Here is a 15,471-nt window from a genome sequence, read left to right as displayed (position 1 = left end):
TCTAGAGGAATGAACGAAAGGACCCCGCGATGAGCGACACCCCGTCCACCATCCAGAACGACGAGGGCGGCCCCAAGGGCTTCGGCTGGACCGATTCGGCCGAACTGCACAAGTGTCAGGACGGCGGCGGCCTGTTCCACCGCTTCAAGACCATCCGGCGCGGCACGGTGGCCGAACTGATCCACTTCGTGATGGATCTGCCGGAGGAAAAGCGGGAGGACTACGCGATCCAGAAGGATGGCGACCACACCATCAAGATTGGCGAGATTCGCAGCCTTTACCGGCGTTCGGATTTCCCCAAAGACCTTGGTTGATCCCCGCACGATAGCGGATTTTACCGCAACCTTGCCCAATGGCGAGGCGATCAGCCTTGCCGATCGTCTCGGCAAGGTGGTGCTGGCCGTCAACACGGCCAGCAAGTGCGGTTTCACGCCGCAATATGCCGGGCTGGAAGAGCTCTGGCGCAAATACGGGGAGCGCGGTTTCGAAGTGATCGCCTTCCCGTGCAATCAGTTCGGCGGGCAGGAGCCGGGCAGCGCGGAAGAAATCGCGGATTTCTGCGATGCGAACTTCGGCGTCTCGTTCCCGCTGATGGGCAAGATCGACGTGAACGGCGAACATGCCGATCCGTTTTACGAATGGCTCAAGGCGCAGGCGCCCGGCATTCTGGGCAGCAAGGCGATCAAGTGGAACTTCACCAAGTTCCTGATCGGCCGCGATGGCAAGGTGGTGCGCCGCTATGCGCCCACCGACAAGCCGGAAAGCCTGGAAAAAGATATCGAGGCGCTGCTGTAGCGGCGGTTGCAGCAGCGGGCGCCGTGTCAGGGCGCCCGCGTTCCTTTGCGCCTGCGTTCAGCTGAGCAGTCCCATCCCGCCCAGCAGCGCCATGTTCGCTACACTGAGCGCGCCGATGATCAGGTTCAGCACGAACGCGCAGAGCACCAGCACTATGGTGTAAGGCATGGCCTTGTCCTGGGGCATCTCCAGCATCGGCACGGCGCCGGTGTAGAGCAGGTAGAGGCCGTAGAAGGCCAGGATATGCAGCGGCGCGAGCGGCGGCCAGATCGACAGGATACCCACCAGCAAAGCCGGAGTGGCGCTGTAGGCGATCAGCTTGAAGGCCCGGTCGCTGCCCTGCTGCGCGCCGAACTTGCGGGCCAGCAGATCGGCCACGACCGTCAGCAGGAAGAACGAGATCAGCGTGAGCACGAAAGCGACCGCGGCCCCGATCACCGCGCTGACGAGCGAGGGATGATAGGCTTCCGCATAGGGGCCGATGCTGTTCCCGCCGTAAAGGATCGTGCCAATCACGCCGCAGACAGGGCCGAGCAGTGCCAGCGGGACGAAATAGCCGGTCGTCACTGTGCGGGTGGTGGTGTCGTCCTCCCCGGTGATGCGTTTCCATTCGCTTTTCGGGGTTAGGATAATCGCTTTCGCGCGTTCCGCCAAAGACGGCGGGCCTGCTGATCCTGAGCTTTCCATCGCACTCTCCATTGTGTTGCGGGAACTCGTCCGGTTCCCATCAGAACACAGGCAGCATCCGCCCGTATTTGCGCGAAGGCAAACCTTTCAGGCGGGCTTTTCCCCAAGCCGGGCAGGTTCTGGCGGCATGTGTTCCGCCGGAGTGGAATCGAGCATGATCGCTTTGTTGCGGCCCAGCCGCTTGGCCATGTAGAGTGCCCTGTCCGCCGCTTTGAACGCGGCGCCGTGATCGGGCGCCGTGTCCAGCCGGGCCAGGCCGATGCTGATCGTGCAGGTGCGCGATGCCGGGCCAGAGCCATGGGGATGGGCGGCAAAGCGGGTGCGCATCGTTTCGGCCTGGGCAATGCAGGCTTCGTCGTCCGGTGCCCGGATGATGGCCGCGAATTCCTCGCCGCCCACGCGAAAGACGTTGCCGGTGCCGAACACGTTCTCTGCGGTCTTGGCTGCACCGGCAATCACGGTATCGCCGAAGGCATGGCCCATCTGGTCGTTGACGGCCTTGAAGTGATCGATGTCGAGCACGGCCAGCACGGTCTGCCTGCCCGGGGCGGAGGCGGCATTCTGCTCCAGCATGTTCAGCCGCTCTTCCAGCGCGCGGCGGTTGCCGATCCCGGTCAGCGGATCGATCGAGGCGAGGCGGTAGTTCTGTTCGGCCTGCTGTTCGCGGCCCAGCGCGGTAACGAACATCGCCAGCAGGGAGCCTTCGAGAACGAGCAGGAAGTTGAACAGGGCAATGGACCAGACTTCCGGTTCCTTCGGCCCGAAGGGGGCGGCCAGCCACAGCGAAAACGGGCTGCGGGCAAGGTCGAACAGGAAGAAGGCGGTAAATATCCAGTAGAGCGTGGTGGCCGAGGGCAGGCGCGGGCTGCGCAGGCGGCCAAACTCGCGCGCGGCGAGGCCATTGAAGGCGGTGAACAGCAGCACGCGCGGCAGCATCCGCAGATCGGGCATGTGCGAATCGGCGCCGATCGTGGCGGTGAACACGAGCACGGCGGTGCAGGGCAGCAGGACGGCCATCACCTGCGGGCGGCGGCCGCCCAGAACCCGGGCGGCCGTCCACGCCGCGCCATAGACCACCGTCAGGAAGTACCAGCCCAGCAGCAGGCCCCAGGGGCCGGGCAGAACATCGGGATAAGTCAGCAAGATCCCCGCGGGCACGGCGATCCCGAATGGCGCGAACAGCCAGCTGCGCGTGCCGGGGCGCCCGTCCTTGAACCACGACAGCAGCATCGCGATACACATGATCGCGCCCAGGGCCGTGCTGCAGATGGCGATAGTGGTGATGTCGGGGGCGGTTATGTCAGACATCCTGCGGCAGGGGCGCCCAAACAGCGATGGAAGCAGTCGTGAAGACAGTCATGGCAGTGGGTCTGGTTTCGGTTTGCTGGAACTGCGGGGGGCCGCGATCTTGCGCGCTCTGCCGGGCCTTTTACCGGGGGGAGCTTTAACACTCCGTTGCTGTCCGGACAAAGAATGCAGGTTGCCGTGCAGGCGTTTGGCCGGGGCCGGTTTGCCCAAGCGGACGAATAGACGTGATTTCCCCCTGATTTTCGCGTGGCAGACTTGATCGGCAGGCCAGCCACTGCCTAGATTTGCGGGATGTCCTTCGCTCCTTTCGTACCGCTTCGCATGTTCTCCAGCTTCACCATGCTGGATGGCGCGATCGATCCGAAAGCGGCGGCGAAGCTGGCCAAGGAACGCAAGTTTCCCGCTGCCGCCATCTGCGACCGCAACGGCCTTTACGGCGCGCCGACTTTCGCGCAGGCATGCGAGGGCGCGGGCATACAGCCGGTGGTCGCCACGTTCCTGGCCGTGGTCCGCCCGCAGTCCGGGCAGGGCGGCGGGGTCGCGCAGGGGCAGGATCGTCCCATCGACTGGCTGGCCTTGTTCGCACAGAACGAACAGGGCTGGCTCAACCTTTGCCGCCACGTCAGCCGCGCCCACCTAGACCGGCCGCTGGAGCTCGATCCGCATGTCGAGCTGGAGACGCTGCGCGGCTACACCGACGGCCTGATCTGCCTCACCGGCGGCAACGAAGGCGCGCTCGCGCGGCTTTATGCCGATGGCAGGCATGAGGCGGCGGAAAGCTATTGCGACGAGTTGCAGGCGCTGTTCGGCGATCGCCTCTATATCGAGATTACCCGCACCGGCGAGCCCGAGGAGGACGCGAGCGAGGAAGACCTGATCGCGCTCGCCTATGCGCGCGATATCCCGCTCGTTGCCAGCAACCCGGCGCAATATGCCGAGAGCACGTTCCACGCCGCGCACGATGCCATGCTGTGCATTGCCCATTCGACGCAGGTCGACGCGGCGGACCGGCCGCGTTCGTCTTCCGAACGCTGGGTGAAGCCGATCGAGGTGATGGAGGAGCTGTTCTCCGATCTTCCCGAGGCCTTGGCGAACACGCTCGTTGTCGCCCAGCGCTGCGCTTATGCGCCGCCCAGGCGCCGGCCGCTGCTGCCCAGCCTTGCCGGCGATATCGAGGGCGAGCAGCGCATGCTCGTCAACGATTCGCGCCGGGGTCTTGCCCGCCGCCTGCTGCCCTACTGGCCCGGCGTGACCGAGGAGGAACTCGACGCGGCGATGGCGCTCAAGGACGGCGAGCGCGTCGCCGCTTACGAAGCCTTGCGCGAAAAGGGCGTGACCGAGGAATTCCTCGACTATGCCAAGCGCCTCGATTTCGAGACCGATATCATCATCGGCATGGGCTTTCCCGGCTACTTCCTGATCGTTGCCGACTTCATCAAGTGGGCCAAGGACAATGGCATTCCGGTGGGCCCGGGGCGCGGTTCGGGCGCGGGCTCGCTGGTCGCCTGGGCGCTGACGATTACCGATCTCGATCCGCTCAAGCTCAACCTGCTGTTCGAACGCTTCCTCAACCCGGAACGCGTCTCGATGCCGGACTTCGATATCGACTTCTGCGAAACCCGGCGCGGCGAAGTGATCCGCTACGTGCAGCGCAAGTACGGCCACGATCACGTCGCGCAGATCATCACCTTCGGCAAGATGAAGGCGCGCGCGGTGCTGCGCGACTGCGGGCGCATCCTGCAGATGGGCTATGGCCGGGTGGACGGGCTGTGCAAGATGGTGCCCAACCATCCCACCGATCCGTGGAACCTCGACGAGGCGCTGAACGGGCGCAAGAAGCACGGCGTCACCGCCGATCCGCCGGTCGCCGAATTCCGCCACGAATACGATACCGATCCCGAAGTGCGGCGCATGGTGGATCTTGCCGTCCAGCTCGAAGGCCTGCCGCGCAACTCCTCCACCCACGCGGCGGGCGTCGTCATCGGCGATCGTCCGCTGGCGCAACTGGTCCCGCTCTACCGCGATCCGCGTTCCGACATGCCGGTGACGCAGTTCGACATGAAGCACGTGGAGGATACCGGGCTCGTCAAGTTCGACTTCCTTGGCCTCAAGACGCTTTCGGTGCTGCGCAAGGCGACAGACCTGCTCGAACGGCGCGGCATTAAAATCGATCTTTCCACGCTGAAGTGGGACGATCCGGGCGTCTACGAACTGCTCAAGCGCGGCGATACGGTCGGCGTGTTCCAGCTCGAATCGGAAGGCATGCGCCGCACGCTGGCGGCAGTGAAGCCGACCAATTTCGGGGACATCATCGCGCTCGTCTCGCTCTACCGCCCGGGCCCGATGGACAATATCCCGCTGTTCGGCCGCCGCAAGAACGGGCTGGAAGAGATCGTCTATCCGCACGAGAAGCTGGCACCGATCCTGTCCGAGACATACGGCATCTTCGTCTATCAGGAACAGGTCATGCAGGCCGCGCAGGTTCTGGCGGGCTACTCGCTCGGCGGCGCGGACATGCTGCGCCGCGCGATGGGCAAGAAGAAGAAGGAGGAGATGGACAAGCAGCGCGAGATCTTCGTCACCGGCTGCAAGGAAGTCTCCAACATCGATGCGCCCAAGGCCAACGAACTGTTCGACTTGATCGACAAGTTCGCAGGCTACGGCTTCAACAAGTCGCACGCGGCGGCCTATGCGCTGCTCGCCTATCACACCGCCTGGCTGAAGGCGCACTACCCGCACGAATTCTACGCCGCGGCCATGTGCTTCGATATGCACCAGTCGGAAAAGCTCGCCGTGTTCGTGGACGATGCGCGCCGCAACGGCATCGAACTCGCCGCGCCCGACATGAACCGCTCCGAAGCCGAATTCATCGTCGAGGAAACCACCGAGAGCTATGCCGTGCGCTATGCGCTGGCGGGGCTGCGCAATGTCGGCGAGAAGGCGATGGACATGATCGTCGCCGAGCGCGAGGCGAACGGCAAGTTCGCCAATCTCGACGATGTGTTCCGCCGCGCGCCGGCCGGCTCGATGAACCGGCGCCAGCTCGAAAGTCTGGCTGCCGCGGGCGCGTTCGACAGTCTGGAGCCCAACCGCGCCCGCGTCATCGCCAATGCCGATACGCTGCTGGCCGAGGCGGACCGCTCCTCGCGCGAGCGCAATTCGGACCAGAACAGCCTGTTCGGGGGCGAGGATCACACCGAGCAGGCGCTGCGCCTTGTCGATGCCGAGCCCTGGAGCCGGATGGACCAGATGGCGAAGGAACGCGAAGTCTTCGGCTTCTACTTCGCCGCGCATCCGGTGGAGCAGTTCCGCCACGTCGCCTCGTCCAACGGCGCGCGGACTTACGCCAGCCTGATGGCGGGCGGGGGCGGCGGCGGGCGCACCGGCGCGGTGATGGCGGCGATGGTGGAAGGCGTGCAGAAGCGCAAGACCCGCAAGGGCAAGGACTTCGTCATGGCCGATTTCTCCGATTCCTCAGGCAACTTCTCCGCCTGCTGTTTCGAGGAAAGCCAGGTCGACAACTTCGTGAAGTGGGCCAAGGAAAGCGCCTGCGTCCTGCTCAATGTCGAACTCGACAGCCCGAGCCCGGAAGAACCGCCGCGCGTCACCGTGCGCGGGGCGCGGCCGCTGGCCGAAGTCACCGCCGATGCGCGCATGCTGCTCAAGCTGGAGATTGACCGGGTCGAGGCGGTGCAGGAACTCGCGTTGCTGCTCGGCCCCGGCACGAAAGGCGCGGGCGAAGTGATCGCTACACTGAAGCTGGAAGGCGGGCGCGAGCAGAAAGTTAGGCTGGGGCGGGACTTCGCGCTCGACGGCGAATTCGTCGAGCAGCTTGCGAATGTTGATGGCCTGACGATCGGCGAGTTCAAGGCCAAGCGCGGTCCGGAACGGATGCAGCGCGCGGCTTAGGACGGATCGCTTTTCCGCATCAGTCTCCGGAACTGAAATTCCCATTGTCATCCCGCCCAGGCGGGATCCCGTCTGTTGCCTGCATGACGTATGGAAGGCAGTGCGTGCCCGGGCTGCCGTAAACCGCTGTATGCAGTCGCATACGACCAATAAATTCCCTCCGGCTTGCCTAGTGTGGCGTCAGAGTTAGCGCTTATATGCGTTCACAAGTGCACACACGGCGCATGCGATACGGGGACCGCGGATGCTTGGGATGATGCAGGACTGGGAAATGCGTGTGTCCGCGCTGCTGGACTACGCGGCCAGTGAGCAGCCGGAGCGCGAGATCGTTACGCATTGGGCCGATGGCAGTGAGACGCGCACTGACTGGCGCGGGCTTCGCCGCGATGCGCTCAAAATGGTGCAGGCGCTGCGTCGGCTGGACGTCTACCCCGAAGCCCGGGTGGCCACGCTGGGGATGAACCATGCGCGCCATCTCACCGCCTGGTTCGGCGTGACCGGAGCAGGGTGCGTGCTGCATACGATCAACCCGCGCCTGTTCGACGATCAGCTGGACTACATCGTCAACCATGCGCAGGACCGCGTGCTGCTTTACGATGCCGCGTTCCAGCCGATCGTGGACCGCATGAAACCGCGCTGGCCGACGATCGAACACTACATCTGTTTCGATTCGGGCGAGCACGCCCCGGCATTCGAGGACTGGATCGGGCGTGAGGACGGCGCCGCGTTCTGGAGCCCGGGGGACGAGCACCAGCCCTGCATGCTGTGCTATACCAGCGGCACCACGGGCCACCCCAAGGGCGTGCTCTATTCCAACCGCACCAATGTGCTGCATACATTGGCGATGATCGCGCCCAGTTGCCTGGCGATCGAGCCGCGTTCCTGCGTGCTGCCCGTCGTGCCGATGTTCCATGCCAACAATTGGGGGCTGCCCTGGGCCTGCGCTGCGACCGGCGCGAAGATGGTCTACAGCCAGGTCAACGATCCGGAGGTCCTGTGCCGCCTGATGGAGCAGGAGCGGGTCAGCCATGTGGGCGGCGTGCCCACCGTGTGGTTTTCGCTGTTCCAGCATCTCGATGAAACGGGGGCGGACCTGCCGCCGTTCAAGGTGGCGCTGTCCGGCGGCTCGGCCGTGCCGTACAGCGTGGTCGAGCGGCTGATGCGCAATGGCGTGCGCGTGATGCAGGCCTGGGGCATGACCGAGACATCCCCGATCGCGACCGTAACCTGGGAGCCGCCCGAATGGGACGATATGAGCTTCGAGGAACAGGTCGCTTACAAAAGCTCGCAGGGGCGGCAGGTCTTCGGCAGCGAAGTGCGAGTGGTTTCGCTCGACGGCGGCGGCGCGGAGCTCCCGCACGACGGGACTTCGGCCGGGGCGCTGCAAGTGCGGGGCGGCTGGACGATCCGGCGCTATTTCGGCGAGACGGACGATGCCACAGGCGGCGGGCAGTGGTTCGAGACGGGCGATGTCGCCACCATTTCCCCCTCCGGTGTGCTGCGGCTGACAGACCGGACCAAGGATCTCATCAAGTCGGGCGGCGAATGGATCAGTTCGGTCGAGCTGGAGAATGCTGCGGTGCGCCATCCGGATGTGCTGGAAGCGGCCGCGATCGGCGTGCCGCATCCGCGCTGGACCGAAAGGCCAGTCCTCGTTGTGGTCCGGCGTCCCGGCGCGGCGCTTTCAGAAGAGGATCTGTGCGGGTTCCTGTCTGGCATGGTGGCGAAGTGGTGGCTGCCCGATGCGGTCGAATTCGTCGCGGCCATTCCCCACACGGGATCGGGCAAGGTCAGCAAGAAGGAACTGCGCGCGCTATACCGGGACTACCGGCTTCCGGCCTGAGAGAGCGCGTTTCGAAACAGGTTTTGAGCGGAAGGGCGCCGGGCCGCGTCAGTGATGCTTGACGTTGCGCGCCGCATCTTCGGCGGCGTTGCCCATTTTGGAGGCGGCGTTCCCAACGTCGCTGGCGGCCGAGGCAATGGCATCGTTCCTGGCGTTCTCGGCCGAGGAATTCTTGTTGAACAGATACATGATGCCGATCACGCCCGCGAGGAGGGCCAGCGACATGATGATCGCGATGCCGCTTCCGGACTCCTGACGGATCGCGGTGCTAGCAGGCGCTGGCGCGCGATCGGTGGTGGCGGTTTCGTCAGGCATGGGGGCTCCTGTTTCCGGTGCGGACGTGCCCGCCTCCAATGGGCCAGCGACGCCGCGATTGCCAGCCCTGTCTTGGCCAGTCTTGTCCGCGAAGGCGGCGGCGGTACGGCCCGCCAGCTATATCAACGGCCGCGATATTCGGGCGGCCTCTTTTCGTGGAAGGCGGCCACGCCTTCGGCAAAGTCCTCGCTCATCAGCATCATCACCTGCTGCCGGTCCTCCACCGCCATGGCATCCGCAAGCGAGCGCGCATCGAGATTGCGGTTCAGCGCTTCCTTGGTGAGCCGCAGACCCATCGGCGCATGGGCGGTCATTTCGGCCGCAAGCTCCAGTCCTTTGGCCAGCAGGCCTTCGGCGGGAACGATCTCGCTCAGCAACCCGCAGGCCAGCGCTTTGTCCGCCGTCATGAACTTGCCGGTGAGGATATATTCCGATGCGATGGAGGCCCCGGCCAGGCGCGGCAGGAAATAGCTGCAGCCCAGATCGCAGCCGCCCAGGCCTACCTTGATATAAGCCGCATTCATTTTCAGGTCTGGCGCGCCGTAACGCACATCGCTGGCCAGCAGCATGGAAAAGCCCATCCCGCAGGCCGCGCCATGGCCAAGTCCAATGATGGGCTGAGGGCAGGCGCGCATCAGCTGCAAAATGCCCGCGATGGCGCGCTGCAGCCGCCAGTAGTGCTGCAGTTCCCCGCGCGATCCGTCGTTCTGCCAGCCGGCAAGGTCCAGCCCGGCGCAGAAGGCACGGCCCTCCGCCTGAAGGATCACCACGCGCACGTCAGGCCGTTCCGCCAGCCCGGTGAAGTAATCGCGCAGGGCGAACGTCATGGGCTCGTCCAGCGTATTGAGCGCCTGCGGGCGGTTCAGCGTGAGAATTTCGATGGCACCGTGGCGTTCTGTCCGGATGGGCAGCTCGGTTTCTCCAGGGCTTTGGGTCATGGTATCCCTTGCAGCATGGCAGCCCGCAGCCTTCCCGGTATGGGGCCGGACGCGCAAGGTCTGCAGCGGCGGCAGGGCTTGCCTGATCCGGAGCCTTCGGTTCTCGTCAGGTGATCAGGCGGACCTGATCGCCGCGGCTCACGCGGACGTGGATCTGATAGTAGTATTTGCCCGTTGGCTTGCCATCGCTGGTCAAACCGATCCGGACCTGCCGGGCGATGCCGCGAACGATCAGGCGGTGGTTGCGCAGCTTCTTGCGCACCACGTCCAGATCGGTGGACCCGGCCAGAGCCTTGAGCGCTTTGGGCGTGATCGCCACGGTCAGGCAGTTGCGGTCCCGGTAATCCTTTTCGGAATTGAGGTAGAAGGTCCCGTGCTGCTCGCCGACGGTAACCACGGGCATATCGAAAGTTCCGGCCACGCCAGCCTTGTTGCCGAGGTAGGAGGCATAGGTCACAGCCTCGACCGGCGAGAGGCAGCCAGGCTTGCATGACGGCCCTGTGCGATGGAACTTGATCGTAAGGGTGCGCTTGGTGTCTTCGGCGGGGGGCGGATTCGGCGGGCCTGTATGGGCCGCAGCGGCTTGGGCCAGGATCGCAAGGGCAGTGGCCAGCATCGTGGATCGCCTCCTCTTTTCCGGAATTTCCCCTGAGTTTATAGCAGCGAAAGTTGACCGTCCAGCGACGGTTTGCGGAACTGCCCGCAGTCGAGCGCGACGTCCGGATCGCCCATGCCCAGGCGCCGGGCCGCGATGCGGAAGCGGCGGCGGAGCAGATCGGCCCAGACGCCGTTCGGCTTCATCCGGGTGAAGAATTCGGGATCGTTGTCACGCCCGCCGCGCATGGACTGGATCGTGGCCATGACTTTGCCCGCCCGGTCCGGAAAGTGCGTGTCCAGCCATTCGCGGAACAGCGGCGCCACTTCGTGCGGCAGGCGGATCATGATCCAGGTGGCCCCGCGCACGCCTTGCCCGGCGGCCTCGGACAGGATGCCTTCGAGGAAGCTGTCGGTGATCGCCGGAATGACCGGCGCGACCGAGACATGCGCGGGCACGCCCGCCGCCGCCAGCCGCCCCAGCGCCGCGATCCGCTTGGCAGGCGCCGCCGCGCGCGGCTCCAGCAGGCGCGAGAGATGCGGATCCAGGCTGGTCACGGAAATGCCCACGGCGATGAGCTTACGGCGCGCCAGTTCCGTCAGCAGATCGAGATCGCGCAGCACCTGGTTCGACTTGGTGGTGATCGTGACCGGGTGGCGCGTTTCCAGGCACAGTTCGAGCACCTGGCGGGTGATCCGGTAGCGCCCCTCGATCGGCTGGTAGGGATCGGTATTGGTGCCCATGGCGATGGGGGCAGGGCGGTATCCCGGCTTGGCCAGCGTCTTGCGCAGGAGGGCGGCGGCATCCGGCTTGGCGAACAGCTTCGTTTCGAAATCCAGCCCGGGCGAGAGATCGTGCCAGGCATGGCTCGGCCGCGCGTAGCAATAGATGCAGCCGTGCTCGCAGCCGCGATAGGCGTTCACCGAACGGTCGAAAGGGATGTCCGGCGACTGGTTGAACGCAAGGATCGAGCGGGGATGCTCCTCGGTGACGGTAGTGGCGGGCGGCCTGGCCGGGCCGTCCACGGTTTCGGCTTCATCGCGCCAGTCCCCGTCCTGCTCGCGCACGGGCAAGTTGAAGCGCATGCTGGCCGCACCGCTGACTGCTCCTCTGCCCTTGATCGCCGACATGGGATAATTGGAACATAACAAGAACATTTAGTCAATATGGGCAAGTCCGCAGGTGGTTGTGCACGTGTAAGCATCTGGTCTCGATCGTGTTGAGCGAGTCTTAATTATAGAGATTCAGGAGGTTGGCGTCAGAATCGGTCATAAAGTGGCCTCGCCTTTCATTACGGCCACGCATGAACCGCGTAAGGTTGAGACGATCCCGTTCGATGTGCGGCGGGCATCTACGCGTAGTACGCTCGGTCTTCCCATTTCAACGCCCTGATGGATCAGAAAGCTGGCTTCTCCGGTGTTCGGTTCAAGCGACAGCAGTAATCCGCAAAGAGGTGCGTTAGCGCTTCCGGTGGCTGGGTCCTCCCATGTTCTTGCAAGCGGCGCAAACATGCGGGCGCGGAGCGTCCTTCCCTCCTTGCAATAGACGTGGACGGGAAAGCGCCCACCGAATTGCGGATGAGAGTCTCTTGCTTGTCGAAATGCTGCCAGATCAGGATCGCAACGCGTAAGTGCTTCACTGGTCAGTTCGGCAATGACATAAGAGGTGCCGTTGGAAGCGACTGTCGGAGCGTGGTTTGTCGTAACCACGCTGCTGGGGGCTAATCGAAGTGCCTTGGCGATAACATCAGGCGCCACCGCTTCTCCGATGCTCAACGGCTGCGGTGCGGCGATCGATGCGGCAATCGGTGCGCCATCGGCGGCGCGTTCGATCTCTACATGCACGGTTCCGGCAGGAATCTCGAACTCCGCAGTCATCAGATCGGGGCGCTGATTGGCTACAACGAACGCCGTACCGACCATGGGATGACCGGCAAATGCCATCTCGGCTGTTCGGTTGAAGATGCGGACGCGAGCCGTGTTGGCGGGATCAGTCGCTGGGAGAACGAACGTGGTCTCACTCAAATTGAACTCGGCAGCCAACGCCTGCATTGCAGCGTCGTCGATCTCTTCACCACTCATCACCACCGCCAGTGGGTTCCCGCCGAAGCGGGTCTCTGTGAAAACATCGACGGTGAAGAATGGCAATGTGGGCATGACATAGCTCCCGTTTGTTTGGTCGATTGAACGACAACAAGCATGACGTAGCTGCGTTTCTCATATAATTATAAACAGTTATATAGGCTTGTTCTGTCAGCTTCGTTGCAACACTTCGTCGGTCTGGTTGACTGGATACCTCTCGTAGATTCGGTAGAGCACATCTGCCTGCCGCTTCCAGTTCCCGCAGCGATAGCTCGCTCCGGTTGATCTTCTCCGGGCCGGTCCCTACTCGTGAAGGAGAAGGGAACAGGAATGGCAGGTGCACCGCGCAGGGTGGGGGCGGAAACGTCCGCGACCCGGGCCCTCATTATCGAGGCGGCCAAGCAATTGATCCGCGAGGAAGGCTATGCAGCCACCAGCACCCGGCGCATTGCCGCGCGCGCGGGGCTCAAGCCGTCGCTGGTGCATTACTACTTCCCGACGACGGACGATCTGCTGGTGGAAGTCTCCCGCCAGGGCGCCGAAGACAGCGACCGCATGATCGAGGAAGCGCTGGCGTCCGACGATCCGCTGCGGGCGCTGTGGGAATTCTTCGTCGATACCAGCCGCACCGCGATGGCGCTGGAGTTCATGGCGATGGCCAACCACCGTGAGGCGGTGCGCCGGCATATGGCCGAACACAGCGAGGCGATGCGCGTGCGGCAGGGGGAAATCCTGAGGCATATCCTGGGGGATCGTATTCACCGGCTGGAAGGCTTCTCGCCGGAAGGACTCAGCCTTGTCCTCGCCGGGATCGGGCGCGCGATCGTGATGGAAGAGGGGCTGGGCGTGAAGACCGGCCATGCCGAGGCGAGGAAAATCGTCGAGACCTGGCTGGCAAAACTTGCGCCAGATCAAAGCTAACATACCGCGACAGGAGGCATGGCTCGGGTGACGGGGTTGAACTGGTGTTCAGCATATAGCCCCGAAAACCATTGGGAGTTCATGCCGTGACCGAAGTCGCTGAAAAGACCCGCCTCAAGTTCGAACGCATCAAGCCGAAGGTGGGCGCCCGCATCCTTAACTCGAAGGACGAGATCATGTCCGGCGAACTGTCGGGCGAAATCCGCGATCTGCTGGAGGAAGTGGGCGTGCTCGTCTTCCCGCAGATCAACTTTACCGACGAAGAGCAGGTGAAGTTCACCAATTCGGTGGGCGGCAACGCCGAGGAAGTGCGCGGCGAGCAGGTGTTCAAGATCTCGCTCGACAAGAACGTGAACAAGGAGGCGGTCGAATACCTCAAGGGATCGCTGTTCTGGCACGTCGATGGGACGATGAACCGGATTCCGATCCGCGGCTCGGTGCTGTCGAGCAAAGTCCTGCCGACCTGGGGCGGCAATACCGAGTTCTCGAACTGCTACACAGCCTACGAAGATCTTTCGCCCGAGATGAAGGACAAGATCGAGAATATGCGGGTGATCCACTCGATGTGGGTTTCGCAGCTCTATCACTGCCCTGAACCGACGCTGGCCCAGCTCGAAGACTGGATGAACAAGGGCGAGGACGGCACGGGCGAGCGCGAGCTGCCGCTGGTCTACAAGCACGCTTCGGGCCGTAGATCGCTGATCCTGGGCAACACCGCCGAGCGCGTGGTGGGCCTTTCCTCGCAGGAAAGCGCCAAGCTGCTGCACGGACTGCGCGAACACGCGACCAGCGAGCCTTATCACTATGCGCACGAATGGACCGTGGGCGATGCGGTGATGTGGGACAACACCGGCACGCTGCACCGCGCGATGCCTTATGATCCCGATTGCGGCCGCCTGCTTCACCGCACCATCATCAAGGGCGAAAGCTGGGGCTGACCGCCTGAAGAGACCCCCCGCCTGCCTCGTCCGAAGGGCGGGGCGGCACAAAAAGCCCTCGGGCGCTGACTACGGCCGCTGCAGCGATGAGTTGCGGCGGCCATACTCATTTCCGGCCATGGCACCTATATAAGCATGAACCGCCCATTCATGCCTTTGCCGGATCATTCCGGCATTCGCGGTATAAGTGGCCCGGCCGATCGCAGTGATCGCTTTGGCCCACTTGACCCGCAAGGCGCATTGGCGGAGATTTGGAAACATCGTTCCCGCCCTGTTTTGCCGGAGTAAATGCCATGTCGGTCGCCACTCAAACCAAGCTTCGCACCGAAGACATCAAGCCGAAGATCGGCAGCCGTGTCCTCAATTCCAAGGAAGAGCTGCTGTCCGGAGAACTCGCCGCCGAGCTGCGCGATCTCATCGAGCAGCGCGGCGTGCTGGTGTTCCCGAAGATCGATTTCACCGAGGACGAGCAGATCGCCTTCACCAAGACGCTGGGCAACTATGCGCCGGAAAATCCGGACGGTTCGGTCAGCAAGATCACGCTCGACGTGAAGGAAAATCCGGCGGCCGCCGAATACCTCAAGGGCTCGCTCTACTGGCATATCGACGGCACCCGCAACGAAGTGCCGATCCTGGCCTCGCTGCTGACCTGCAAGGTGCCGAGCCCCAAGGGCACCGGCAACACCGGCTTTTCGAATACCTATGCCGCCTATGACGATCTGAGCGACGAGCAGAAGGCCGAATACGAAAGCCTGAAAGTGCTCCACGCCCCCTGGGCCTCGCTGTTCTACTACGAGCCGGAGCCGAGCCTCGCCAAGCTCAAGGGCATGCAGGCGATCGGCGAAAAGGTGCTGCCGCTGGTGTGGGAGCACAAGTCGGGCCGCAAGTCGCTGGTGCTGGGCTGCACCGCGCATCACGTGGTGGACGTGCCCTATGGCAAGAGCGCTGAGATCATCCACGGCCTGCGCGAATGGGCGACCGGCCCGGACTTCACCTACAGCCACGAATGGGAAGCCGGCGATCTGGTGATGTGGGACAACACCGGCACGATGCACCGCGCCGAAGCCTACGATCCCACTTGCGGCCGCATGATGCTGCGCACCAAGCTGGAGGGCGAGGAGCCCTGGGCGGAATAATCGCC

The 15,471-nt window shown here is 63.8% G+C and carries 14 protein-coding genes; 7 read left to right on the top strand and 7 right to left on the bottom strand.

The window, feature by feature from the left end; genetic code table 11:
- Positions 1-29 precede the first annotated feature (29 nt).
- Together MTR66_RS00595 and MTR66_RS00590 are read left to right on the top strand one after the other, a co-directional pair.
- Complete coding sequence (locus MTR66_RS00595; RefSeq protein ID WP_243917004.1) at positions 30-314, top strand: hypothetical protein; 285 nt, start codon at positions 30-32, stop codon at positions 312-314.
- On the top strand, positions 307-795 hold the full coding sequence (locus MTR66_RS00590; RefSeq protein WP_243917003.1) for a glutathione peroxidase: 489 nt from the start codon (positions 307-309) through the stop codon (positions 793-795). The genes MTR66_RS00595 and MTR66_RS00590 overlap by 8 nt, the downstream gene beginning before the upstream one ends.
- Before the next feature lie 57 nt (positions 796-852).
- Here the strand turns inward: MTR66_RS00590 and MTR66_RS00585 are convergent, their stop codons facing one another.
- Positions 853-1,482 (bottom strand): Yip1 family protein, encoded by a 630-nt coding sequence (locus MTR66_RS00585; RefSeq protein WP_243917002.1) that lies wholly within the window; start codon positions 1,480-1,482, stop codon positions 853-855.
- A gap of 87 nt (positions 1,483-1,569) precedes the next feature.
- On the bottom strand, positions 1,570-2,790 hold the full coding sequence (locus tag MTR66_RS00580; protein ID WP_243917001.1) for a GGDEF domain-containing protein: 1,221 nt from the start codon (positions 2,788-2,790) through the stop codon (positions 1,570-1,572).
- Between the two features lie 291 nt (positions 2,791-3,081).
- On the opposite strand from MTR66_RS00580, the gene dnaE reads away from it, so the two are divergent.
- Both dnaE and MTR66_RS00570 read left to right on the top strand, forming a co-directional pair.
- A complete protein-coding gene (gene dnaE / locus MTR66_RS00575) occupies positions 3,082-6,699 on the top strand; it encodes a DNA polymerase III subunit alpha (RefSeq protein ID WP_243917000.1) in 3,618 nt (1,205 codons plus the stop codon).
- Positions 6,700-6,943: 244 nt separating this feature from the next.
- The gene (locus MTR66_RS00570; RefSeq protein WP_243916999.1) at positions 6,944-8,542 is read left to right on the top strand and encodes a long-chain fatty acid--CoA ligase; all 1,599 of its coding nucleotides are present in this window, start codon (positions 6,944-6,946) and stop codon (positions 8,540-8,542) included.
- Between the two features lie 48 nt (positions 8,543-8,590).
- On the opposite strand, the gene MTR66_RS00565 is transcribed toward MTR66_RS00570, so the two are convergent.
- The 5 genes from MTR66_RS00565 to MTR66_RS00545 all read right to left on the bottom strand — a co-directional run bounded on the left by MTR66_RS00565 (position 8,591) and on the right by MTR66_RS00545 (position 12,546).
- Positions 8,591-8,857 (bottom strand): hypothetical protein, encoded by a 267-nt coding sequence (locus MTR66_RS00565; protein ID WP_243916998.1) that lies wholly within the window; start codon positions 8,855-8,857, stop codon positions 8,591-8,593.
- A gap of 122 nt (positions 8,858-8,979) precedes the next feature.
- The gene (locus tag MTR66_RS00560; protein ID WP_243916996.1) at positions 8,980-9,795 is read right to left on the bottom strand and encodes an enoyl-CoA hydratase/isomerase family protein; all 816 of its coding nucleotides are present in this window, start codon (positions 9,793-9,795) and stop codon (positions 8,980-8,982) included.
- Positions 9,796-9,901: 106 nt separating this feature from the next.
- A complete protein-coding gene (locus MTR66_RS00555; RefSeq protein WP_243916994.1) occupies positions 9,902-10,411 on the bottom strand; it encodes a hypothetical protein in 510 nt (169 codons plus the stop codon).
- A 38-nt stretch (positions 10,412-10,449) separates the two neighbouring features.
- Positions 10,450-11,520, bottom strand: coding sequence for a PA0069 family radical SAM protein (locus MTR66_RS00550; protein WP_243916993.1), 1,071 nt, complete (start codon positions 11,518-11,520; stop codon positions 10,450-10,452).
- 138 nt (positions 11,521-11,658) lie between these two features.
- Positions 11,659-12,546, bottom strand: coding sequence for a PhzF family phenazine biosynthesis protein (locus MTR66_RS00545; protein ID WP_243916991.1), 888 nt, complete (start codon positions 12,544-12,546; stop codon positions 11,659-11,661).
- A gap of 255 nt (positions 12,547-12,801) precedes the next feature.
- On the opposite strand from MTR66_RS00545, the gene MTR66_RS00540 reads away from it, so the two are divergent.
- From MTR66_RS00540 to MTR66_RS00530, 3 genes are all read left to right on the top strand, one after another.
- Positions 12,802-13,392 (top strand): TetR/AcrR family transcriptional regulator, encoded by a 591-nt coding sequence (locus MTR66_RS00540; RefSeq protein WP_243916989.1) that lies wholly within the window; start codon positions 12,802-12,804, stop codon positions 13,390-13,392.
- An 86-nt stretch (positions 13,393-13,478) separates the two neighbouring features.
- A complete protein-coding gene (locus MTR66_RS00535) occupies positions 13,479-14,330 on the top strand; it encodes a TauD/TfdA dioxygenase family protein (RefSeq protein WP_243916987.1) in 852 nt (283 codons plus the stop codon).
- 293 nt (positions 14,331-14,623) lie between these two features.
- Positions 14,624-15,466: a TauD/TfdA dioxygenase family protein gene (locus tag MTR66_RS00530; RefSeq protein ID WP_243916985.1), complete on the top strand. Its 843-nt coding sequence runs from the start codon at positions 14,624-14,626 to the stop codon at positions 15,464-15,466.
- Positions 15,467-15,471 lie beyond the last annotated feature (5 nt).

It is taken from the genome of Novosphingobium beihaiense (assembly GCF_022832375.1).
Classification (GTDB): domain Bacteria; phylum Pseudomonadota; class Alphaproteobacteria; order Sphingomonadales; family Sphingomonadaceae; genus Novosphingobium; species Novosphingobium beihaiensis.
Note: the sequence above shows the minus strand (reverse complement) of the source record. Positions and strands in the feature narration are given on the sequence as shown.